Annotated in this window: 19 protein-coding genes; 17 read left to right on the top strand and 2 right to left on the bottom strand. The window is 67.5% G+C overall.

Annotation, left to right across the window (positions count from 1 at the left end; all coding sequences use genetic code 11):
* The first annotated feature begins 6 nt into the window (after window positions 1-6).
* The 16 genes from nagZ (at window position 7) to ppx (ending at window position 16,093) form a co-directional block, all read left to right on the top strand.
* A complete protein-coding gene (nagZ, locus tag Mspo_RS05075; RefSeq protein ID WP_159727471.1) occupies window positions 7-1,014 on the top strand; it encodes a beta-N-acetylhexosaminidase in 1,008 nt (335 codons plus the stop codon).
* 62 nt (window positions 1,015-1,076) lie between these two features.
* Window positions 1,077-1,907: a ScpA family protein gene (locus tag Mspo_RS05080; RefSeq protein ID WP_159727473.1), complete on the top strand. Its 831-nt coding sequence runs from the start codon at window positions 1,077-1,079 to the stop codon at window positions 1,905-1,907.
* 50 nt (window positions 1,908-1,957) lie between these two features.
* Window positions 1,958-2,698: an SMC-Scp complex subunit ScpB gene (gene scpB, locus Mspo_RS05085; protein ID WP_159727475.1), complete on the top strand. Its 741-nt coding sequence runs from the start codon at window positions 1,958-1,960 to the stop codon at window positions 2,696-2,698.
* 191 nt (window positions 2,699-2,889) lie between these two features.
* Entirely contained in the window at window positions 2,890-3,144 is a 255-nt protein-coding gene (locus Mspo_RS05090; RefSeq protein WP_159727477.1) for a twin-arginine translocase TatA/TatE family subunit, read from the top strand.
* Window positions 3,145-3,189: 45 nt separating this feature from the next.
* Window positions 3,190-3,624, top strand: a complete 435-nt coding sequence (locus Mspo_RS05095; RefSeq protein ID WP_244613146.1) for a twin-arginine translocase subunit TatB — start codon at window positions 3,190-3,192, stop codon at window positions 3,622-3,624.
* Window positions 3,621-4,400, top strand: a complete 780-nt coding sequence (gene tatC, locus Mspo_RS05100) for a twin-arginine translocase subunit TatC (RefSeq protein ID WP_159727479.1) — start codon at window positions 3,621-3,623, stop codon at window positions 4,398-4,400. Before Mspo_RS05095 ends, tatC begins: the two co-directional genes overlap by 4 nt.
* 196 nt (window positions 4,401-4,596) lie before the next feature.
* Window positions 4,597-5,922 carry a serine--tRNA ligase gene (gene serS / locus Mspo_RS05105; RefSeq protein WP_159727481.1) on the top strand — a complete coding sequence of 442 codons (1,326 nt, stop codon included), beginning with the start codon at window positions 4,597-4,599 and terminating at the stop codon, window positions 5,920-5,922.
* A gap of 243 nt (window positions 5,923-6,165) precedes the next feature.
* Window positions 6,166-6,930, top strand: a complete 765-nt coding sequence (gene surE / locus Mspo_RS05110; RefSeq protein WP_159727483.1) for a 5'/3'-nucleotidase SurE — start codon at window positions 6,166-6,168, stop codon at window positions 6,928-6,930.
* A 7-nt stretch (window positions 6,931-6,937) separates the two neighbouring features.
* A complete protein-coding gene (locus tag Mspo_RS05115) occupies window positions 6,938-7,621 on the top strand; it encodes a protein-L-isoaspartate O-methyltransferase (protein ID WP_159727485.1) in 684 nt (227 codons plus the stop codon).
* 170 nt (window positions 7,622-7,791) lie between these two features.
* The gene (locus Mspo_RS05120) at window positions 7,792-9,270 is read left to right on the top strand and encodes a LysM peptidoglycan-binding domain-containing M23 family metallopeptidase (RefSeq protein WP_159727487.1); all 1,479 of its coding nucleotides are present in this window, start codon (window positions 7,792-7,794) and stop codon (window positions 9,268-9,270) included.
* Window positions 9,271-9,423: 153 nt separating this feature from the next.
* Entirely contained in the window at window positions 9,424-9,717 is a 294-nt protein-coding gene (locus tag Mspo_RS05125) for a hypothetical protein (RefSeq protein ID WP_159727489.1), read from the top strand.
* A gap of 158 nt (window positions 9,718-9,875) precedes the next feature.
* Window positions 9,876-10,445, top strand: a complete 570-nt coding sequence (locus Mspo_RS05130; protein ID WP_159727691.1) for a CDP-alcohol phosphatidyltransferase family protein — start codon at window positions 9,876-9,878, stop codon at window positions 10,443-10,445.
* A complete protein-coding gene (locus Mspo_RS05135; RefSeq protein ID WP_159727491.1) occupies window positions 10,432-11,583 on the top strand; it encodes an AI-2E family transporter in 1,152 nt (383 codons plus the stop codon). Before Mspo_RS05130 ends, Mspo_RS05135 begins: the two co-directional genes overlap by 14 nt.
* A gap of 4 nt (window positions 11,584-11,587) precedes the next feature.
* Window positions 11,588-12,271: a DnaA/Hda family protein gene (locus Mspo_RS05140; protein WP_159727493.1), complete on the top strand. Its 684-nt coding sequence runs from the start codon at window positions 11,588-11,590 to the stop codon at window positions 12,269-12,271.
* Between the two features lie 74 nt (window positions 12,272-12,345).
* Window positions 12,346-14,580, top strand: a complete 2,235-nt coding sequence (locus tag Mspo_RS05145; protein ID WP_159727495.1) for an RNA degradosome polyphosphate kinase — start codon at window positions 12,346-12,348, stop codon at window positions 14,578-14,580.
* 7 nt (window positions 14,581-14,587) lie between these two features.
* The gene (ppx, locus tag Mspo_RS05150) at window positions 14,588-16,093 is read left to right on the top strand and encodes an exopolyphosphatase (protein WP_159727497.1); all 1,506 of its coding nucleotides are present in this window, start codon (window positions 14,588-14,590) and stop codon (window positions 16,091-16,093) included.
* A gap of 17 nt (window positions 16,094-16,110) precedes the next feature.
* Here the strand turns inward: ppx and Mspo_RS05155 are convergent, their stop codons facing one another.
* Both Mspo_RS05155 and rnd read right to left on the bottom strand, forming a co-directional pair.
* Complete coding sequence (locus Mspo_RS05155) at window positions 16,111-16,515, bottom strand: hypothetical protein (protein ID WP_159727499.1); 405 nt, start codon at window positions 16,513-16,515, stop codon at window positions 16,111-16,113.
* A 337-nt stretch (window positions 16,516-16,852) separates the two neighbouring features.
* On the bottom strand, window positions 16,853-18,025 hold the full coding sequence (rnd, locus tag Mspo_RS05160) for a ribonuclease D (protein WP_159727501.1): 1,173 nt from the start codon (window positions 18,023-18,025) through the stop codon (window positions 16,853-16,855).
* A gap of 432 nt (window positions 18,026-18,457) precedes the next feature.
* Here rnd and Mspo_RS05165 point away from each other — a divergent pair, with 432 nt between their 5' ends.
* On the top strand, window positions 18,458-19,444 hold the full coding sequence (locus tag Mspo_RS05165; protein WP_159727503.1) for a lipopolysaccharide assembly protein LapB: 987 nt from the start codon (window positions 18,458-18,460) through the stop codon (window positions 19,442-19,444).
* Window positions 19,445-19,583 lie beyond the last annotated feature (139 nt).

Raw genomic sequence — 19,583 nt, forward strand, 5'->3', positions numbered from 1 at the left:
CGCAGCGTGACAGGAGCCTTCATCTGCGGCTGCTCGGGCCTCGCCCTCACGGCGGAGGAGAAATCCTTCCTGCGCGAGGCGCGGCCCTGGGGCGCGATCCTGTTCAAGCGCAATGTCGCCTCGCGCGAGCAGCTCGTCGTCCTCGCCGCGGAAATCCGCGAGGCGCTCGGCGATGACGCCCCCATCCTCGTCGATCAGGAGGGCGGGCGCGTCCAGCGGCTCGGCCCGCCGGTCTGGCGCGCCTATCCGGCCGCCGCCGCCTTCGAGAAGCTGCGCCTTCTCCCCGAGGAAACCGCCCGTCTGGCGCGTCTCGGCGCCCGGCTCATCGCTCATGATCTGCGCGAGGTCGGCATTACCGTCGACTGCCTGCCGGTTCTCGACGTTCCGGTCGAAGGCTCGCACAATGTCATCGGCGACCGCGCCTATAGCCGCGACCCGGCCGAAATCGCCCGCCTCGGCCGGGCGGCGGCGGAGGGCCTCATGGACGGCGGCGTGCTGCCGGTCATCAAACATATTCCCGGCCATGGCCGGGCGCGGGCGGACAGCCACCTCGAGCTTCCGATCGTCGACGCGCCGCGCGCGGCGCTGGAGGCGCAGGATTTCATTCCCTTCCGCGCCGACGCCGATCTGCCGCTCGGCATGACCGCCCATGTCGTCTATACGGCGATCGATCCCGAGCGGCCGGGAACGCTGTCCAGAGCCGTGATCGACGGAATCGTGCGCGGCGTCATCGGCTTCGACGGCCTGCTGATGACCGACGATATCTCCATGAAGGCGCTTTCGGGGAGTTTGCGGGAGCGCAGCGAGGCGGCCATCGCCGCCGGCTGCGACCTGGCGCTCCACTGCAACGGCGATCTCGCCGAGGCCCGCGCGGTCGCCGAAGGGGCGGGGGCTCTCGCCGGCAGGGCCGGGGAGCGCGCCCGCGCCGCGCTCGCGCGAATCGTCCAGCCGAAGGATTTCGATCCTGTGGACGGCGCCCGGCGGCTCGACGCGGCTCTTGCGGCCGGCGTCTGATCGGCCCAATCTCTCCTCACCCCCGCGGGGCGTGGAGGCGTGAGAGGACGCCGTGAGGCGAGATGGCGCAGGATTTGGCTTTCGACATCGCCGGCGAACATGAGCGCGCCGAGGCGGAGCCCGCCTTTCTCGTCGATGTGGACGGTTTCGAGGGCCCGCTCGACCTGCTGCTGGAGCTCGCTCGCCGCCAGAAGGTCGATCTGGCGCGTATTTCCATTCTGGCGCTGGCCGAGCAATATCTCGCTTTCGTCGAGGAGGCGCGGCGCGTTCGCCTCGAGCTCGCCGCCGATTATCTGGTGATGGCCGCCTGGCTCGCCTATCTGAAGTCGCGCCTGCTGCTGCCGGAGCAGCCCAAGACCGGCGAGGAGCCGTCCGCCGCCGATCTCGCCGCCGCTCTGGCCGAGCGTCTGCGCCGGCTCGAGGCGATCCGCGCCGCCTCCGACAGGCTGCAGGAGCGGGCGCGGCTCGGCCGCGACATGTTCCTGCGCGGCGGTCCCGAGGGCGTCGAGACGACGACGGCCGCGACCTATACGGCGAGCCTCTATGATCTGCTTTCGGCCTACGCCCGCCAGCGGCAGAAGCAGGCGGCGTCCAGAGTGACTTTGCGCCAGCGCAATGTCTGGTCGCTGGCGGAGGCGCGCGAGGCCTTGGAGCGGCTCGCCGGAATCGCCGCCCAATGGACCGCGCTCGACGATTATCTCCTGGCTTTTTGTGTGGATATTCAAACGGCGCGCACCGTCCGCGCCTCGTCTTTCTCGGCCTCGCTCGAAATGGTGAGGGAAGGGCGTTTCGACATTCGGCAGGACCGCGCCTTCGCGCCGATCTGGCTGCGGCGGCGCGAGGGGCGAGAGCAATTGGACCGCGAGCCTTCAGGCTCGCCGGGCGAAAGCTGAAAGCGAGGCGAGCCCGAAGGCTCGCGGACCGTAGGGCAAGGAGGGATCATTTGGCGCAGGCCTTGCGACCCATCGAACTATTCGACGACGAGGCGGCGCTCGCCCGCGAGGAGGCGGCGCTGCGCGAGGCGGCTCGCGTCGCCGAGGCGCTGCTCTTTGCGGCGGCCGAGCCGCTGGAAGAGAGCGAAATCGCCCGCCGGCTGCCCGACGGAACCAATGTCGCGGCCGTGCTGGCCCGGCTGAAGGACGATTACGCCGGCCGCGGCGTGCATCTGACGCGCGCCGGCCGCAAATGGTTCTTCCGCACGGCGGCCGATCTCGGCTGGGTGCTGGCCCGCGAGCAGGTGGAGCAGAAGAAGCTCTCCCGCGCGGCGCTGGAGACGCTCGCCATCGTCGCCTATCACCAGCCCGTCACCCGCGCGGAGATCGAGGAGATCAGGGGCGTCGCCGTCGCCAAGGGCACGCTGGACGTGCTGCTGGAGACGGGCTGGATACGCCTGCGCGGGCGCCGCCGCGCCCCGGGCCGGCCGCTCACCTATGGCACGACCGACAGTTTCCTCATGCAATTCGGCCTCGAGCAGATCGGCGATCTGCCGGGCCTCGAGGAGCTGAAGGGCGCGGGCCTCTTCGACGGCCGCCTGCCCAAGGGCTTCGACGTGCCGCAGCCGACCGACGACGCGACGCTCAAGGAGGACGAGGATCCTCTGGACGGCGACGCCGAGGCGGCGCTCGATCTGGATTTTCTGGAGGCGCCCGAGGCGCCGGAGGAGCCCGACGCGCCGGAGGAATAAGGCTGAGGCGCCGACCGCTTCCTTCTCCCCGCCTGCGACCGCCGGCGGGGAGGGCGAAATCCTATCGGCGCACTGGGAGAATTCGACGCGGGGCCCGCGATCCGCCTTGTTTTTGCGCGTCCGGCGTCCTAGGTTCCGGACAGTTTCGGCCGGCCGCGCCGGCCCACGAAAGACGAGTGGAGGTTCGCGCCATGGGCGGTCTGTCGATCTGGCATTGGATTATCGTCGGCGCGGTGGCTTTCATCCTGTTCGGCGGACGATTCAAGATTTCCGATGTCATGGGCGACGTCGCCAAGGGCATCAAGGCCTTCAAGAAAGGCCTCGCCGAGGACGACAGCGAGGCCAAGGCCGAGGAGCCGGCGAAGACGCTCGAGCATCAGCCGGTCGCGAGCCAGTCTCACGATCTTCATCACGCCGACAAGCCGGTCGACGCGAAAAAGGCCTGACGCCCAACCTTCACCTTCTGCCGCAGGCAGGCTCTCGAGAAGACCATGTTCGATCTCGATCCCGGAAAGCTGATCGTCATCGGCATAGTCGCGCTCATCGCGATTCCCTCCAAGGATCTGCCGCGCGTGCTGCGGCAGATCGGCCAAATGACCGGCCGTATGCGGCGCATGGCGGCCGAGTTCCAAGGCCAGTTCATGGATGCGATGCGCGAGGCCGAGCTCGCCGATCTCAATAAGAATTTGAAGAGCGAGGTCGATTCGGCCTTCTCCGGCGTCGGCCGCGACGTCGCCTTCGATCCGCTCAAAGAGGCGCGCGAGCAGATCGTCGGCGCGATCGAGGGCCCGCCCGCCGCGCCGCCGGCCGGCGCGCATGAGAGCAAGATCGAGCTTCCGAGCGAGACGGAGCAGGGGACGGCCGCAGAATCCGCGCCTGCGCCGGCGAGCGCGGCCGGGACGCCCTCGGAGAGTCAGGCGCGATGACCGACGCCGACATCGACGCCACCAAGGCGCCGCTCATCGAGCATCTGATGGAGCTGCGCGAGCGGCTCATTCGCGCGCTGCTGGCGTTCTTGGGGGCCTTCGTCCTCTCCTTCTTCTTCGCCAAGGATATCTATAATCTCCTGGTCGTGCCCTATACGATCGCGGCGGGGCCGGAGGCCAAGCTCATCTATACGGCGCCGCAGGAATATTTCTTCACCCAGATCAAAGTGGCGATGTTCATGGCGGCCTTCGTCTCCTGTCCGATCGTCATCGGGCAGATCTACGCCTTCGTCGCGCCGGGCCTCTATCGCCACGAGCGCGCGGCGTTCCGGCCCTATCTCATTGCGACGCCGGTCTTCTTCGCGTTCGGCGCGATCGTGGTCTATTTTCTGGTGATGCCCAATCTGCTGCATTTCTTCATCTCCATGCAGCAGGCCAATGAGCCGGGGAAAGCGCAGATCGAGCTTTTGCCGCGCGTGTCGGAATATCTCTCGCTCATCATGACTTTGGTGCTCGCCTTCGGCGTCGTCTTCCAGCTGCCGGTGGCGCTGACGCTGCTCGGACAGATCGGCGTCGTCTCATCGAAATTTCTGGCCGAGAAGCGCCGTTATGCGATCGTGCTCGTCTTCATCGTGGCGGCGATACTGACGCCGCCCGACGTGTTCAGCCAGCTCGCGCTCGCCGTGCCGGGGCTGCTGCTCTACGAGGCGTCGATCATTTCCGTGCGCTGGATCGAGAAGAAGCGGGAACACGAGCAGTCGACGACGACGGCTTGACCGCTTCTCGCGCCTGCGGGAGAAGGACCCTCATCCGACCCCGCTTCGCGGGGCCACCTTCTCCCGCAGGCGGGAGAAGGGAGCGGCCGACGTTTCGCGTAAACGTGGTGAGCGAATCCTTCTCCCACTCGTGGGAGAAGGTGGCCCGGCGAAGCCGGGTCGGATGAGGGCGCGCACGAGCGGCGGATAGTTTCTCATGTATGACATCAAATGGATTCGCGATAACGCCGACCTCTTCGACGAAGGCCGCCGCCGTCGTAACCTCGAGCCGAAAGCGCAGGAACTGCTCGCCCTCGACGACGAGCGACGCACGGCGATCGCGGCGCTGCAGGCCGCTCAGGAGCGGCGCAACGCGGCGTCGAAAGAGATCGGCCTCGCCATGCGCGACAAGGACGCCGCCCGCGCCGAGGCGCTGAAGGCGGAAGTCGCGAAGCTGAAAGAGGATTTCCCGCAGCTCGAGCAGAAGGAGCGCGAGGCGAGCGCGGCGCTCGACAAGGCGCTGTCGGAAATTCCCAATACGCCGCTGGAGCAAGTGCCCGAAGGCAAGGACGAGCACGACAATGTCGAGGTTCTGCTCTGGGGCGAGCCGCGCAAATTCGACTTTCCGCCCAAAGAGCATTTCGACATAGGCGAGGGCCTGAAGCTCATGGATTTCGAGAGCGCGGCGAAGATTTCCGGCGCGCGTTTCGTCGTGAACAAGGGCGCCATCGCGCGATTGGAGCGCGCGATCGCGCAATTCATGCTCGATCTGCATACCGATCAGCACGGCTATACGGAGGTGGCGCCGCCGCTCTTGGTGCGCGACGACGCCATGTTCGGCACGGCGCAATTGCCGAAGTTCAGGGACGATCAGTTTTCGGTGACGGCAGGTCGGCAGATCGGCAATGGGCAGTCGGATTCGAACACTGCCGACTATTGGCTCATCCCCACCGCCGAAGTTCCGCTCACGAACCTCGTCCGCGAATCCATCCTCGACGAATCACAGCTTCCGCTGCGCTTCACCGCCGGCACCTATTGCTTCCGCGCCGAGGCAGGCGCGGCGGGGCGCGACACGCGCGGCATGATCCGCCAGCATCAGTTCTACAAGGTCGAGCTCGTTTCCATCGTGACGCCCGAGCAGTCGCTCGAGGAGCATGAGCGCATGACCGGCTGCGCCGAGAAAGTGCTGCAAATGCTCGAGCTGCCCTATCGCAAGGTGACGCTCTGCACCGGCGACATGGGCTTCGCCTCGCAGAAGACTTACGACCTCGAGGTGTGGCTGCCGGGGCAGGGGAAATATCGCGAGATTTCCTCCTGCTCGGTCTGCGGCGATTTCCAGGCGCGGCGCATGAATGCGCGCTTCCGTCCCGCCGAGGGCAAGGCGACGCGCTTCGTGCATACGCTCAACGGCTCTGGCGTCGCCGTCGGCCGTGCGCTCGTCGCCGTGCTGGAGAATTATCAGGAGGCCGACGGCTCCGTCACAGTGCCGAAGGTCCTGCGCCCCTATATGGGCGGGCTGGAGCGAATCGCCGCGGCGAGGTAGCCCTTACCGCAATCTACGTGCGCGCTTCCTTCTCCCGCCCGCGGGAGAAGGTGGCCCCGCGAAGCGGGGTCGGATGAGGGCGTTCGTGTTCTTTGTGTCTTCGTGGTGAGTTCAACCACAAAGACACAAAGGACACGAAGAGGACGCGAGCTCGACGAGCCCTCATCCGACCCTCGCTGACGCGAGGGCCACCTTCTCCCACGAGTGGGAGAAGGAGCGCCAACGATCAGCCTTTGTGAGACGATGCGCATCCTCATCACCAATGACGACGGCATTCACGCCGCGGGCCTCGCGCTCGCCGAGCGCGTCGCGCGCGCGATCAGCGACGATGTCTTCGTCGTCGCGCCGGAGAGCGAGCAGTCGGGCGTCGCCCATTCGCTCTCCATCAACGATCCGCTTCGCTTACGCGAAATCTCCTCGCGCCATTTCGCGGTGAAGGGCACGCCGACCGATTGCGTCATCATGGCCGTGCGCAAGCTGCTCGCCGACAAGCCGCCGGATCTCATCCTCTCCGGCGTCAACTCCGGCCAGAATCTCGCCGAGGACGTCAGCTATTCCGGCACCATCGCCGGCGCCATAGAGGGCACGCTGCTCGGCATTCCCTCCATCGCCCTCTCGCAGGTCTATGATTTCTTCGCCGGCCGCCAACACATCCACTGGGCCTGCGCCGAGACTCACGCGGCCGATGTGATTCGCAGGCTGGTCGCGGCGGGCGTTCCGCCGGGCGTGCTGATGAATGTCAATTTCCCCAATTGCCGGCCGGAGGAGGTGAAGGGCGTCGCCGTTACCATGCAGGGCCAGCGCAGCAACGATCTGATGCACATAGAGGACCGCAAGGACGGTCGCGGCATTCCCTATTATTGGATATCCTTCCGCCGCGGCAATTTCACGCCGGGGCCGGGCACCGACCTCGAGGCGGTGGAGGCCAATAAGATTTCGGTGACGCCCCTGCGCCTCGACTTCACCGACCATCCGACGCTGACGCGGCTCTCGGCCGTTTTCGAATAGGGATGAAATGGAGGAGCGCGCCGTCGAAGAACAGTCGATCGAGGCTCGCGCGGCGCTTCTCCTGCAATTGCGGCGGGCCGGCGTGCGCGACCTCGCCGTCATGCGCGCCTTCGAGACGACGCCGCGCGAGCTGTTCGCGCCGCATCGCTTCCGCGATCTCGCCGCCCGCGACATGGCGCTGCCGATCGGCTGCGGCCAGACCATGCCGGCGGCGGCCGATCTCGCGCGCCGGCTCGAGGCGCTCGGCGTCGAGCCGCATCACCGCGTGTTGGAAGTGGGAACGGGCTCGGGCTTCGGCGCGGCGGTGCTGTCGCGCCTCGCCCGCGAGGTGGTGTCGATCGAGCGTTACGAGACTTTGGCGATCGAGGCGCGGCGGCGTCTCGCCGAGCTCGAGATCGCCAATGTCGAAACGCTGTTCGGCGATGGCCTCGCGGCGGAGGAGACGCAGGGCTGTTTCGACCGCATCGTGCTGCATATGTCTTTCCACGAGCCGCCGCAGGCGGCGCTGGCCGCGCTCGCGCCGGGCGGCGTGGCGGTGTTCGGCCGTTTCGAGCCCCCTTCCGAGCCGGACGCTCGTCAGGCGGAGCGGCTGCGTCTCGCCCGGCGTCAGTCGGACGCTCTGTGGAGCGAGGCCGACCTCGGCTCCTGCCGGCTCGGCGCGGCGCTCGTCGGGCGCGCCAAAGCTCTGTGAATGCGCGCATTTACCTAAAATCATCGAGCCGCGCGTGAACCCGCATTCATCTTAAACGCTCCCTTAACCGGCCTGTGGCTAGATGAGCGCAACGGGGTCGCGTTTCGAGTGTGGGTCGCGTCATGGCAATTGAGCGTCGTGTTATTCTGTCGCGGGTCGCTAAGCGGCTCATGTTCGCAGCCGGCGCCGCCGGTCTGCTCGCCGGCTGTTCGGACGCGTCTCGCTTCGCCGATCCTTTCACCAATCCGTTCCACGATTCCGCGCCGGCGAGCCGCGTCGATCACGCGCCGACGGGCACGACTCCCGCGCGCCGCAGCGTCGTCGAGCAGCGCCCGCTCGCTCCGCCGCAGCCGGCGAGCCAGAGCGCGCCCGTAGCCGCTGCGCCTGCTCCCGCCCCGACGGCGGGCGCCTATAATCACTGGAGCGCGGAGGGCGGCACGCCCATCGTCATCGCCGAGGGCGAATCGGCCGGCGTGATCGCGACCCGCTATGGCGTGCCAGTCGACGCGCTGGTGCGCGTCAATGGCTATGGCAAGGCCGCGGAGGTGCGTCCCGGCTCCCGGCTGGTGATTCCGATCTATCGCGCCTCCGCCGCCGCTCCCGCGGCGGCGGCTCCCGCCCCCGCGAGGGTTGCGGCTCAGCCCGGGCCGCAGCCGCAGCCCGCCGCGACGACGGCGGATGTGCGCGACCGCAAGACCGAGAAGAAAGCCGCCGAGGCCCGGAAAAAGACCTCGGCTGTCGAGCCGGAGCCCGCGCCGGCCAAGCCGGTCGTGGCCGAGCGCCCGCATCCCGCGCCCGTGAAGCAGGCGGAGGCGAAGCCTGCGCCGCGCCAGGCCGAGGCGCAGCCGGTGAAGTCCGCGCCCAAGCAGATCGCGCAGGCGCAGCCCGCCAAGGCCGCTCCGGCGCTCAAGGCCGCTCCGGCGCTCAAGCCCGCTCCGGCGCAAATCCAGGCCGAGAGCCGTCCGGCCCGCGCGCAGCTCGCGCAGCGGACGAAGGAGGCGGAGCCGGTCAAGGCGAAGCCGGCCGAGCCGCAGCGCAAGCTCGCCCAGGCGGAGCTCCGCAAGCCGGAGCCCGAGAAGACGGCCAAGAAGAAGCCCGAGCCGGTTCCGGCGAAGGAAATCGCCCGCGCCGCGCCGCAGGTCGAGAAGCCGCAGCGCGTCGCAGAAGCCGCTCCGGCTCCGCAGCGCAATGTCGACAAGACCCCGACCGCCTCGATCCCGCCGCAGCAGGCGGAGGAGAAGCTCGCGGCGGCAGCCTCCGCGCCGGCCGCCGCCGACGCGCGTCCGGAGTTCCGCTGGCCGGCGCGCGGCCGCATCATCCAGGGCTTCGCCTCGGGCGGCAATGACGGCATCAACATCGCCGTGCCGGAGGGCACGCAGGTGAAGGCGGCGGAGGGCGGCGTCGTCGCCTATGCCGGCAGCGAGCTCAAGGGCTATGGCAATCTGGTGCTGATCCGCCACCCCAACGGCTTCGTCTCCGCCTACGCCCATAATGGCGAGCTCGACGTGAAGCGCGGCGACCAGGTCAAGCGCGGCCAGACCATCGCCAAATCCGGCCAGTCGGGCAATGTCGGCTCGCCGCAGCTGCATTTCGAGCTGCGCAAGGGCTCGACGCCGGTCGATCCCACCAGTTACCTCGCGGGGCTCTGACCGCGCTCCGCGAGAGGAATCTCGGGCGTTCGCGAGACACTTGCGCCAGAGTGGGGCGACGGGCCGCGCGATGCGCCCGTCGCCCGTTTTCTTTTCGCGCCGGAGCCTCTATAGGGACGGCCTGGTTGGGCGATCCTCGAGGAAAATTCGGCAGTGAAACGACTCGTGACTCTCGTGGCGGCTCTCTTCCTGGCGACGCCGGCGCTCGCCGTCGATCCGACCGGCATTCCGGTCTGCGACAGACTGCTCGAGCGCTATGAGAAATGCACGATCGAGCTGCCGCCGGCGCGCGTCCACGCCGCGCAGAAAGAGCTGCTCGAAGGCGCGATGAGCCTGCGCGCCAACGCCGCCAATCCCGAGCTGCGCCCGAGCCTCGAAAGTTTCTGCGCCGACACTTTCGAGGCGATGAAGGCCTCGAGCGATATCAAGGCCTGCATGTCGAGATGAACGAGTCGGCCGGTCCGCGCCCGCTCGATCTTTCGCGGGTTCCGGATCGCCGGTAGAGTCGCCGACGCTTTCGCGGGCTCGTTTTGAAGCGTTTCCAACGCCGAAAGTCCGCTTCGGCTGGAACGCTCTAGCGCCGAGCCCCCGACGCGCCACATATGATGCTCATGCGCTCCCTCTGTCTGCGATGGCTGCCGAATTTCATCACCATCGGGCGTCTCGTGCTGACGCCCGCGGCGATCGACATGATCGTCGCGGAGAATTGGCGCGCCGCATTCGCGATTTTCGTCATAGCCGGGGCGTCGGACGCGCTGGACGGCTGGCTGGCCAAGACTTTCGATCTGCGAACCGAGCTCGGCGCCGTGCTCGATCCCGTCGCCGACAAGGCGCTCATCGTCTCGATCTATGCGACGCTGGCGATCAAAGGCGTCTTGCCCGCCTGGCTCGCGCTGCTGGTGATCTCGCGGGACGTGATGATCGTCGGGGCGGTGTTCGTCACCTGGCTGCTGCGGCGACCCATGGACCTTCGCCCATTGCCGGTCTCCAAGGCGACGACGGCGACGCAGCTCCTGCTCGCCGCGATCACGCTGGCCGGCGAGGCCTTCGCCACTCCGCTCGCCGGAGTGACGACGCTGGTCGTGGGCGTCGTCGCGGCATTGACCGTCGCTTCGGCCGCCGTCTATCTCTTGCGCTGGGTCAAGCTCATGGGGCCGGACGATGTCGGAGGATGAGATCGCGGGGGCGCAGGCGCGCGACGGGCTCGGGCTCGAGCGGCTGCTGGCGCTATGGGCCGCGGCGATCCTTCTCCTCTTCGCGCTCTTCTACTTTCTGAGCTCGGTCCTCGCGCCTTTCCTCGCCGGAATCGCTCTCGGCTATCTGCTCGATCCGGTGGCCGACCGGCTGCAAAATCTGGGGCTCTCGCGCCTCGGCGCCTCTTTCGCGATATTGACGGTGTTCGTCCTGCTGGCGGCGGCGGTCGTGCTGCTCCTCGCGCCTGTGCTCACCCGGCAATTGACGGATTTCATCGAGAGCCTGCCGGGCTATCTCACCACTCTGCAGGGGCTGCTCGCGCGCGTGAGCCGCGAGACGACCGGCGATTTCGTGCGCAGCGTCTATGAGAAGCTCGGGCTGCCGATCTCGGACGCCTCGCTCGACACGCAGAAATATGTGAACGATCTGGCGAGCGAAGCGGCGCATATGGGCGGCGCGTTCTTGAAGTCGCTGGTCTCGGGCGGCGCTGCGCTCGTCAACATGGCCTCGCTCGTGGTGATCACGCCGGTCGTCGCCTTCTACATTCTGCTCGACTGGGACGCTATGGTCGCGACGCTCGACTCGCTGGTGCCGCCGCGCCGCCGCGAGGATGTGCGCGCCATCGCCCGCGACATCGACCGGGCGCTCGCCGGCTTCCTGCGCGGGCAGGCGCTGGTCTGCCTGTTCCTGGGGCTCTGGTACAGCATCGGCCTGTCGCTCATCGGCTTGAATTTCGGCTTCCTGATCGGCGTCAGCGCGGGCGTGCTGAGCTTCGTGCCCTATGTCGGCTCGATCACCGCCTTCGTGCTGTCGATCATCGTCGCCACGGTTCAGGGCTGGCCGGACTGGCGACTGCCGGCCATGGCGGTGGCGGTCGTCTCCACGGGCCTGTTCCTCGACGGCAATGTTCTGTCGCCGCGGCTCGTCGGCGGCTCCATCGGCGTGCATCCGGTCTGGCTGATGTTCGCTCTGCTCGCCGCCGGATCGCTGTTCGGCTTCACCGGCCTGCTGCTGGCGGCGCCGGTCGCGGCGGCGCTCGGCGTGATCCTGCGTTTCGCGGTGCGGCGCTATCGCGAGAGCGCGCTGTTTCTCGGACCCGCCGCGCCGGGGGAGAGCTGAGCTCATGCCCGGCGCAGGCGACGCTCGCAGCGGCCCCGCCCAGCTCGTCCTCGATCTGGCGGGCGAGCCGCGCTATGGCGAAGCGGATTTCCTGATTTCGGACGCCAATCGCGCCGCCTTCGAGATGATCGGGCGCTGGCCAAACTGGCCGGACAGCGCTTTGCTGCTCGTCGGCCCTCCGGGATCGGGCAAGACCCATCTCGGCGCGATCTTCGCGCGCCGCAATGGCGCCATCGTCGCGCCGGCGACCGAGCTTCCCGAGCCCGGCCGTCTCGCCGGCGCCGCCGTCCTGCTCGACGGGCTGGAGGCGGTAACGGATGAGACCGGCTTGTTTCATTTGATGAATTATATTCGCGAGAGCGGCGGATCGCTGCTGATCTCTTCGCAGCGGCCGCCTTCGGCGCTGCAAATCGCGCTTCCCGACTTATTGTCGCGGTTACGTCGCGCGCCGGTCGTAGAAATCGGCGCGCCGGACGATGCGCTGATTCGCGCCGTTCTGGAGAAGCTCTTCCGCGACCGCCAATTGGCGGTCGAGACGACGCTCGTCGATTTTGTCGCGCTTCGCCTCGAGCGTTCGCTCGAGGCGGCCCGCGCCTTTGTGCGCCTGCTCGACGAGGAGGCGCTCTCGCGCGGACGTCCGGTCACGCGCGCGCTCGCCGGCGAGCTGCTGCAGCTTCTCGACGCCTAGAGGGCCGTTTGAGGGGCTTACGCGCGGCGTGAAATCTGTCAGAATCGCGCCGGCGCGCGAGAGGTGGAAGAAGCATGACGAAGCATATTCAGGACAATCTCGACGCCGAACGCACCGGCGCGGACATTCCCGTCATGGAGGCGCCCGGCGATCTGCTGGAGCGTCCGGACGAGCTCGCCGCTCTGCCGCAGCGTTTCATCAATCGCGAATTGTCCTGGCTCGAGTTCAATCGCCGCGTGCTCGAGGAAGCCTCCAATCGCAATCATCCGCTGCTCGAGCAGCTGCGCTTCCTCTCCATCTCCGCCAACAACCTCGATGAATTCTTCATGGTGCGCGTCGCGGGCCTGCGCGGCCAGGTGCGCACCGGCGTCGCGACGCTGTCGCAGGACGGGCTGACGCCGGCTGAGCAGCTCGTCAAGATCAACGAGCGCGTCAACCTGCTCACCACGGCGCAGACGCGGCGCTGGCGCGAGTTGCGCCGCGAGATTGAGGATGTCGGCATCGTCATCGTCGAGCCCGGCAATCTCTCCAAGGCCGATCGCGAGTGGCTCGAAGACCATTTCATGTCGCGCGTCTTCCCGGTTCTGACGCCGCTCGCCATCGATCCGGCGCATCCTTTCCCCTTCATTCCAAATCTTGGCTTCACTCTGGCGCTGGAGCTGGTGCGCCCGGGCGACCGCAAGACTCTCCACGCTCTGGTGCGCCTGCCGTCCAAGATCGAACGCTTCGTGCGCCTGCCGAGCGCGCAAGGGGCGGGGCAGGGGCGCGAGCGCTTCATGCTGCTGGAGACGCTGATCGCCATCAACGCGCTGAAGCTCTTCCCCGGCTATCAGCTGAGAGGTCAGGGCATTTTCCGCCTCATTCGCGACAGCGACCTCGAAGTGGAGGAGGAGGCGGAAGATCTCGTGCGTCTGTTCGAGACGGCGCTGAAGCGCCGCCGCCGCGGTTCGGTCATCCGTCTCGAGGTCGCCTCCGACATGCCGGAATCGCTGCGCGCGCTCGTCGCCGAGGAGCTCGACGTCGGCGAGGACGAGATTTTCGTGCTCGACGGAATGCTGGCGCTGAACGACCTCTCCGAGCTCGTCGCGCTCGATCGGCCCGATCTCAAATTCAAGCCCTATACGCCGCGCTTCCCCGAGCGCGTGCGCGACAATGGCGGCGATTGCTTCCTCGCCATCAAGCAGAAGGACCTCGCGGTCCATCACCCTTACGAATCCTTCGACGTCGTCGTGCAGTTCCTGCAGCAGGCGGCGCGCGACCCCAATGTGGTCGCGATCAAGCAGACGCTCTATCGCACCTCCTCCAACAGCCCCATCGTGCGCGCGCTGGTCGAGGCGGCGGAGGCCGGCAAATCGGTGACGGCGCTCGTCGAGCTCAAGGCGCGATTCGACGAGGAGGCCAATATCCGCTGGGCGCGCGACCTCGAGCGCGCCGGCGCGCAGGTCGTGTTCGGCTTCATCGAGCTCAAGACGCATGGCAAGCTGTCGATGGTGGTGCGGCGCGAGGGCGGCGGCATCGTCACCTACTGCCATGTCGGCACCGGCAACTATCATCCGGTGACGGCGCGCATCTATACGGACATCTCGCTCTTCACCGCCGATCCGGCCATCGGCCGCGACGTGTCGCGCATCTTCAATTTCATCACCGGCTATGCCGAGCCGGCCGGGCTCGAGCGCATGGCGGTCTCGCCCATCTCGCTCAAGACGCGGCTGCTCGAGCATATCGAGCAGGAGATCGCCTTCGCCAAGGCCGGCAAGCCGGCGACGATCTGGGGCAAATGCAACGCTCTCGTCGATCCGGAGATCATCGACGCGCTCTATCACGCCTCGCAAGCGGGCGTGTCGATCGAATTCGTCGTGCGCGGCATCTGCTGCCTGCGACCCGGCGTTCCCGGCCTCTCGGACAATATTCGCGTGAAATCGATCGTCGGGCGCTTCCTCGAGCACGCCCGCGTCTATTGCTTCGGCGGCGGCCACACGCTGCCGCACGCCAAAGCTCACGTCTATATTTCCTCGGCCGATCTGATGCCGCGCAACCTCGACCGCCGCGTCGAGGTGCTGATGCCGATCACCAATCCCACCGTCCATCAGCAGATATTGGACCAGATCATGCTGGCCAATCTCATCGACAACGAGCAGAGCTATCGAGTCTTGCCGGACGGCTCGTCCTTACGCATAACACCTCCCGAGGGCGAAGAGCGGTTCAACGCCCACAAATACTTCATGACCAACCCGAGTCTCTCCGGCCGTGGCAAGTCTCTCAAGGAATGGCGTCCGCGTTCTCTCCTCAAGCCGCGCGAAGACGGCTGACGGGCCCGTGGCGGAGACGGCCGCCGCGCAGCGGCCGGTAGCCATCGTCGACATCGGCTCCAACTCCGTCCGCCTCGTCGCCTATTCCGGGCTCGAGCGGGCGCTGACGCCGATCTTCAACGAAAAGGCCATGTGCGGGCTCGGGCGCGGCGTCGTCACCACCGGCCGTCTGCCGGAGGATGCGATCCGCAAGGCGCTCGCCGCGCTGCGCCGCTTTCGCGCGCTCTGCGAGATCATGGAGATCGCCGACATCGAGGTGATCGCGACCGCGGCCGCGCGCGACGCGGTCAACGGCGCCGCCTTCCTCGCCGCGGCGCGCGAGGCGATCGGGCGCGAGATTTCGCTGCTCTCCGGCCGCCGCGAGGCGGAGCTCTCGGCGCTCGGCGTGATCTCCGCTATACACGAGCCCGATGGCGTCGTCGGCGATCTCGGCGGCGGCTCGCTCGAGCTCATCGATCTCCATGCCGGCAAAATGGGGGAGGGGGTGACGCTGCCGCTCGGCGGCCTCGCGCTCATGGACGCCGCGAGCCGTTCGACGCGCCAGGCGGCGCGCATCGCCCGCAAGGCGATCGATGACGCCGCCCCGCTGCACCGGCTCAAGGGCCGCGCCTTCTACGCCGTGGGCGGCACCTGGCGCGCGCTGGCGCGGCTGCATATGCGCCAGCGCAACTATCCGCTCGACATGATGCACAATTACCGCATTCCGACGAGCGACGCCGCCGAATTCGCGAGCCTGCTCGAACGCGTCGACAGCGAGGCGCTCGCCGACATCGCCGCCGTCTCGGCGGCGCGCCGCCCGCTGCTCGCCTATGGGGCGATCGTGCTCGACGAGGTGATTCGCAAGGCGCGGCCGAAGGAGATCGTCATCTCCGCCGCGGGCGTGCGCGAGGGGCTGCTCTACGAGCGCCTGTCGCCGGCCGAGCGCGCGGCCGATCCGCTCGTCGCCGCGGCGCGCGAGCTCGAGCGCGCCATGGCGCGCGCGCCGGGCTATGGCGACGATCTCATCGCCTGGACCGACGCGCTCGTCGCCTCATCCGGCTTCCAGGAGAGCGAGGAGGAGGCGCGGCTGCGTCATACCGCCTGTTTTCTCTCGGATGTGAGCTGGCGCGCCCATCCGGACTATCGCGCCAATCAGGCGATGAACGTCATCGCCAATTCCGCCTTCGTGGCGGTCGATCACCCCGGCCGCGCCTTTCTCGCGCTGGTCGCGGTGCTGCGCCACGCAGGTCCCGACAGCGAAGGCGCGCTGCCGGTGCGCGGGCTCATGTCGCCGCGCCTGCTGGAGCGCGCCCGCGTGCTCTCGGCGGCGCTTCGCGTCGCCTATCTGCTGACCGCGGCCATGCCTGGACTTCTGCCGCGCACGCCGCTCGTCGTGAAGGAGGGCTGTCTCGTCCTCTCGCTGCCGGAGGAGCTCGCCGATCTCGCGAGCGAGCGGCTGGCGAGCCGTTCGAAGGCGCTCGGCCGGCTCATCGGCGCCGAGGCCGTCATAGAGACCGCCGCCCCCGTCGGCTGACGGAGGCGGCGCTTTCATCAGTAAGCGGCGCCGGAAGGGACGCGCTCGCTCGCGGTCACCGTCATCGCGGTTGCGTCGGGCGCGCAGGCGAAATGCAGCGTCCTGGCCACGGCCGTATCGAGATTGGCGGATTTGCCGCTCGAGATCGGCACGATGAACCGCGTCGTCGCCGTCGCCGGGCTCGTCTCCACGGGCGAGGCGGCGTCGAAGACGATCACCGTCAGCCGGCAAGCGCCGTCGGCGCCGACGAAATAGCTCAGCACATGTTTCCGCCCCACCTCGAAGCTGGCCGCGGCGAGCGGCTTCAGCGTCACCGGCGCAGTCACCCGCCCATGGGGCTCGGCGCGCAGGGCCACGCCCGCCGAGAGGCTCAGCGCGGCGGCGAGGGCCAGAGCGAAGATGCGTTTTCCTGCTGTCGTCATGATGCTCGTCCTCTCTTCAGCGGGCGCCGGGAAGCGCCCCCGCGACCGCAACGCTTCGACGCGCCGAAGCTGCCGAGGTCACGTTGCGTCGCAACATGAGCGTATGTTGCATCGCAATAGCAGGATTGCAAGGCGCGCTTTGTCGCAGGGTAGGCCCTATCAAACAATATGTATTTCCAATGAATTGAGATCGAATTATGAGTTGTGCGCTGCAAGAATGGATAGGCGCGCACGCGCGGCCGGGTCGGCGCGCAGCCGCCCTCGCCTACCCTAGAGGATAGTATCAGGCATAGCAAAAGGGGTGAGGAACGGGCCTATCTGGAGGTCAGGGTCAGGCTCAGCGCGACGCGGACTCGTCGGTCTCCTGCCAGTCGAGCGTGACGACCTTGCCCTTTTCGACCGCCAGCGCCAGCCGGCCGGCTTTGAGCTGCAGCGCCTTATCGCCGAAGATCGCCCGCCGCCAGCCGGAGAGGGCGGGGACATCCGCCTCATCGTCGGCGGCGATCGCCTCGAGGTCCTCTACGGTGGCGATCATCTTGGTGGCGACGCCCGTCTCTTCGGCGACCTGCCGCAGCAGAACCTTGAGCAATTCGACCGTGGCGCCGCTGGAGCCGCCGCGCTTCTCGCGCTCTATTCGCGGCAAAGTGGCGGGGTCGCGGGCGAGCGCGCGCTCTACCGCCGCGACGATATCGGCGCCCGAGCGCGAGCGTTCGAGGCCGCGCGGAAAGGCGCGCAGATTGCCGAGCGCCTCCTGCGTGCGGGGAGCGGCGAGCGCGATCTCGATCAGCATATCGTCCTTGAGCACGCGCGAGCGCGGCACGTCGCGGCCCTGCGCCTCCGCCTCGCGCCAGGCGGCGAGCTCCATCAGCACGGCGAGGTCGCGCGGCTTGCGAACGCGATGGCGCAGCCGCTCCCAGGCGTTCTCCGGGCTCTGCTCATAGGTTTCGGGCGAGGTGAGCGTGCGCATCTCGTCGGCGAGCCAGTCGAGCCGGTTGGAGCGCTCGAGCCTTGCGCGCAGATGAATGTAGATCTGGCGCAGATGGGTGACGTCGGCGATCGCGTAGTCGATCTGCGCCGCCGACAGCGGGCGCTTCGACCAATCGGTGAAGCGCGAGGATTTGTCGAGGCTCTGCTTGGCGATGGCCTTCGCCAGCTCGACATAGGATGCCTGATCGCCGAAGCCGCAGACCATTGCGGCGACCTGCGTGTCGAACAGCGGCGCGGGGATGAGGCGGGCGAGCCGCCAGATGATCTCGAGGTCCTGGCGCGCCGCGTGGAAGACTTTGACGACCCGCTCGTCGGCCATCAGCTCGAAGAAGGGGGAGAGATCGAGACCTTCGGCCAGAGTGTCGACGGCGAAGGCCTCCTCGGGCGAGGCCAGCTGAATGACGCAGACCTTGGGCCAGAAAGTCGTTTCCCTCAAAAATTCCGTATCGACGGTGACGAAGGGATGACTGGCGAGGCGGCCGCAGGCGGCGGCGAGATCGTCGGTAGAGGTCAAGAGGCTCATCGACATGCAGTCTTAGAGTACTTTTTTCTGGTCCTGAAGTGTCTTCGCGCATCTTTTGGGAGTCTTGGCATATGTTTTCGACCGATTTTCCGGCTCGCAGACGTCTAACCGCGCTCGAAGCTCCGGCGTCGCGGCGTCCCGACGCCGAAGCCGTCGCCAAAGCGCGCGCCGCGGACGGGGCGAATCAGCCTCGGCGGCGGGAAATCGCCTCGGCCGCGGCCGCGACCATTTGCGCGAGTCGGAGCATGGCGCAGGCTGCGCAGTTTTTCCGATTGCCCTCGAAGCGGCGAAATGAAATCATAGTGAAATAGTCGACTAGAGCGTTTCCAGCCGAAGCGGACGCCGGTTCGGCGTTCGGAAACGCGACAAAACTTAGGGTCTTTCCGTGTTTCAATGAAACACGGAAAGACCCCTAAAGGAGCCCTCGGCCACATGGCGCGCCTTGCTTTCTTCTCCCGGTTTCATTCGCCGCTCCGCCTCGCGCTGGCGACGGCTTTTTCCCTCGGTTGCGCCGCGGCAGACGCCAAGGGCGACGAGGCCTGGGTCGGCTGCCGCGCCGCCGATCCCGATAAGCGCATCGTGAGCTGCGGCGAGGTGATCGCCCGCGGCGACAAGGAGACGAAGCAAAATCGCGTCGCGGCCCATGTCAATCGCGGCGGCGCCTATCACGCCAAGGGCGATTTCGACCGCGCGCTCGCCGATTTCGACAAGGCGCTGGAGATCGATCCGAATTCGGCGGCCGCGCTCGCCGACCGCGCCGCGGCCTATCGCGCCAAGGGCGACCTCGACCGCGCCATCGCCGATTACGACCGCGCGATAGCCGCTCAGCCGAAATCGGCCGCCGCCTATCTCGGCCGCGGCGGCGTCTTCCAGGGCAAGGGCGATCTCGACAAGGCCGTCGCCGACTATGACAAGGCGCTGGAGCTCGACAAGAAATCCGTCGCCGCGCTGACCAATCGCGGCCGCGCCTTCCGCGCCAAGGGCGATCTCGATCGCGCGCTCGCCGATTTCAACAAGGCGCTCGCGCTCGAGCCCAAATCCGCGCAGGCCTATCTCAATCGCGCCGCGCTCTATCAGGCGAAGGGCGATCTCGATCATGCGCTCGCCGATTACGACAAGGCGATCGCGCAGGACGGCAGGCTCGCCATCGCCTACAACAACCGCGGCCTGACGCTGCACGCCAAAAGCGATTTCGACCGCGCCGTGGCGGACTTCGACAAGGCGGTCGCGATCGATCCGAGATATGCGCGCGCCTTCCTCAACCGCGCCAACGCTTATCGCGGCAAGCGCGAGCTCGACCATGCGAAGCCAGATCTCGAACAGGCGCTGACGCTCGATCCCAATCTCGCCGCGGCGAGGAAGGCCCTCGACGAGGTGACGAAGCAGCTCGCCGCCCGCGCCGCGGCGCCGGCGCAATAGAGTTTTTCCGTGTTTCATTGAAACACGGAAAGACCCTAAGCTTTTGTTTTGACGCGTTTCCAACGCCGAACCGGCGTCCACTTCGGCTGGAAACGCTCTAGCGGCGCATCGACGCGCGCGCCGACCAGGGGAAGAGGCT

This window comes from Methylosinus sp. Ce-a6 (assembly GCF_009811655.1).
Classification (GTDB): Bacteria; Pseudomonadota; Alphaproteobacteria; order Rhizobiales; family Beijerinckiaceae; genus Methylosinus.

Coding starts and splice junctions, on each gene's coding strand:
- Mspo_RS05140 (WP_159727493.1), top strand. CDS start 11,588: ATGCCCGGCGCAGGCGACGCTCGCAGCGGCCCCGCCCAGCTCGTCCTC.
- tatC (WP_159727479.1), top strand. CDS start 3,621: ATGACCGACGCCGACATCGACGCCACCAAGGCGCCGCTCATCGAGCAT.
- Mspo_RS05090 (WP_159727477.1), top strand. CDS start 2,890: ATGGGCGGTCTGTCGATCTGGCATTGGATTATCGTCGGCGCGGTGGCT.
- Mspo_RS05080 (WP_159727473.1), top strand. CDS start 1,077: ATGGCGCAGGATTTGGCTTTCGACATCGCCGGCGAACATGAGCGCGCC.
- rnd (WP_159727501.1), bottom strand. CDS start 18,025: ATGAGCCTCTTGACCTCTACCGACGATCTCGCCGCCGCCTGCGGCCGC.
- Mspo_RS05155 (WP_159727499.1), bottom strand. CDS start 16,515: ATGACGACAGCAGGAAAACGCATCTTCGCTCTGGCCCTCGCCGCCGCG.
- Mspo_RS05165 (WP_159727503.1), top strand. CDS start 18,458: ATGGCGCGCCTTGCTTTCTTCTCCCGGTTTCATTCGCCGCTCCGCCTC.
- surE (WP_159727483.1), top strand. CDS start 6,166: ATGCGCATCCTCATCACCAATGACGACGGCATTCACGCCGCGGGCCTC.
- Mspo_RS05115 (WP_159727485.1), top strand. CDS start 6,938: ATGGAGGAGCGCGCCGTCGAAGAACAGTCGATCGAGGCTCGCGCGGCG.
- serS (WP_159727481.1), top strand. CDS start 4,597: ATGTATGACATCAAATGGATTCGCGATAACGCCGACCTCTTCGACGAA.
- Mspo_RS05130 (WP_159727691.1), top strand. CDS start 9,876: ATGCTCATGCGCTCCCTCTGTCTGCGATGGCTGCCGAATTTCATCACC.
- Mspo_RS05145 (WP_159727495.1), top strand. CDS start 12,346: ATGACGAAGCATATTCAGGACAATCTCGACGCCGAACGCACCGGCGCG.
- Mspo_RS05120 (WP_159727487.1), top strand. CDS start 7,792: ATGTTCGCAGCCGGCGCCGCCGGTCTGCTCGCCGGCTGTTCGGACGCG.
- Mspo_RS05135 (WP_159727491.1), top strand. CDS start 10,432: ATGTCGGAGGATGAGATCGCGGGGGCGCAGGCGCGCGACGGGCTCGGG.
- Mspo_RS05095 (WP_244613146.1), top strand. CDS start 3,190: ATGTTCGATCTCGATCCCGGAAAGCTGATCGTCATCGGCATAGTCGCG.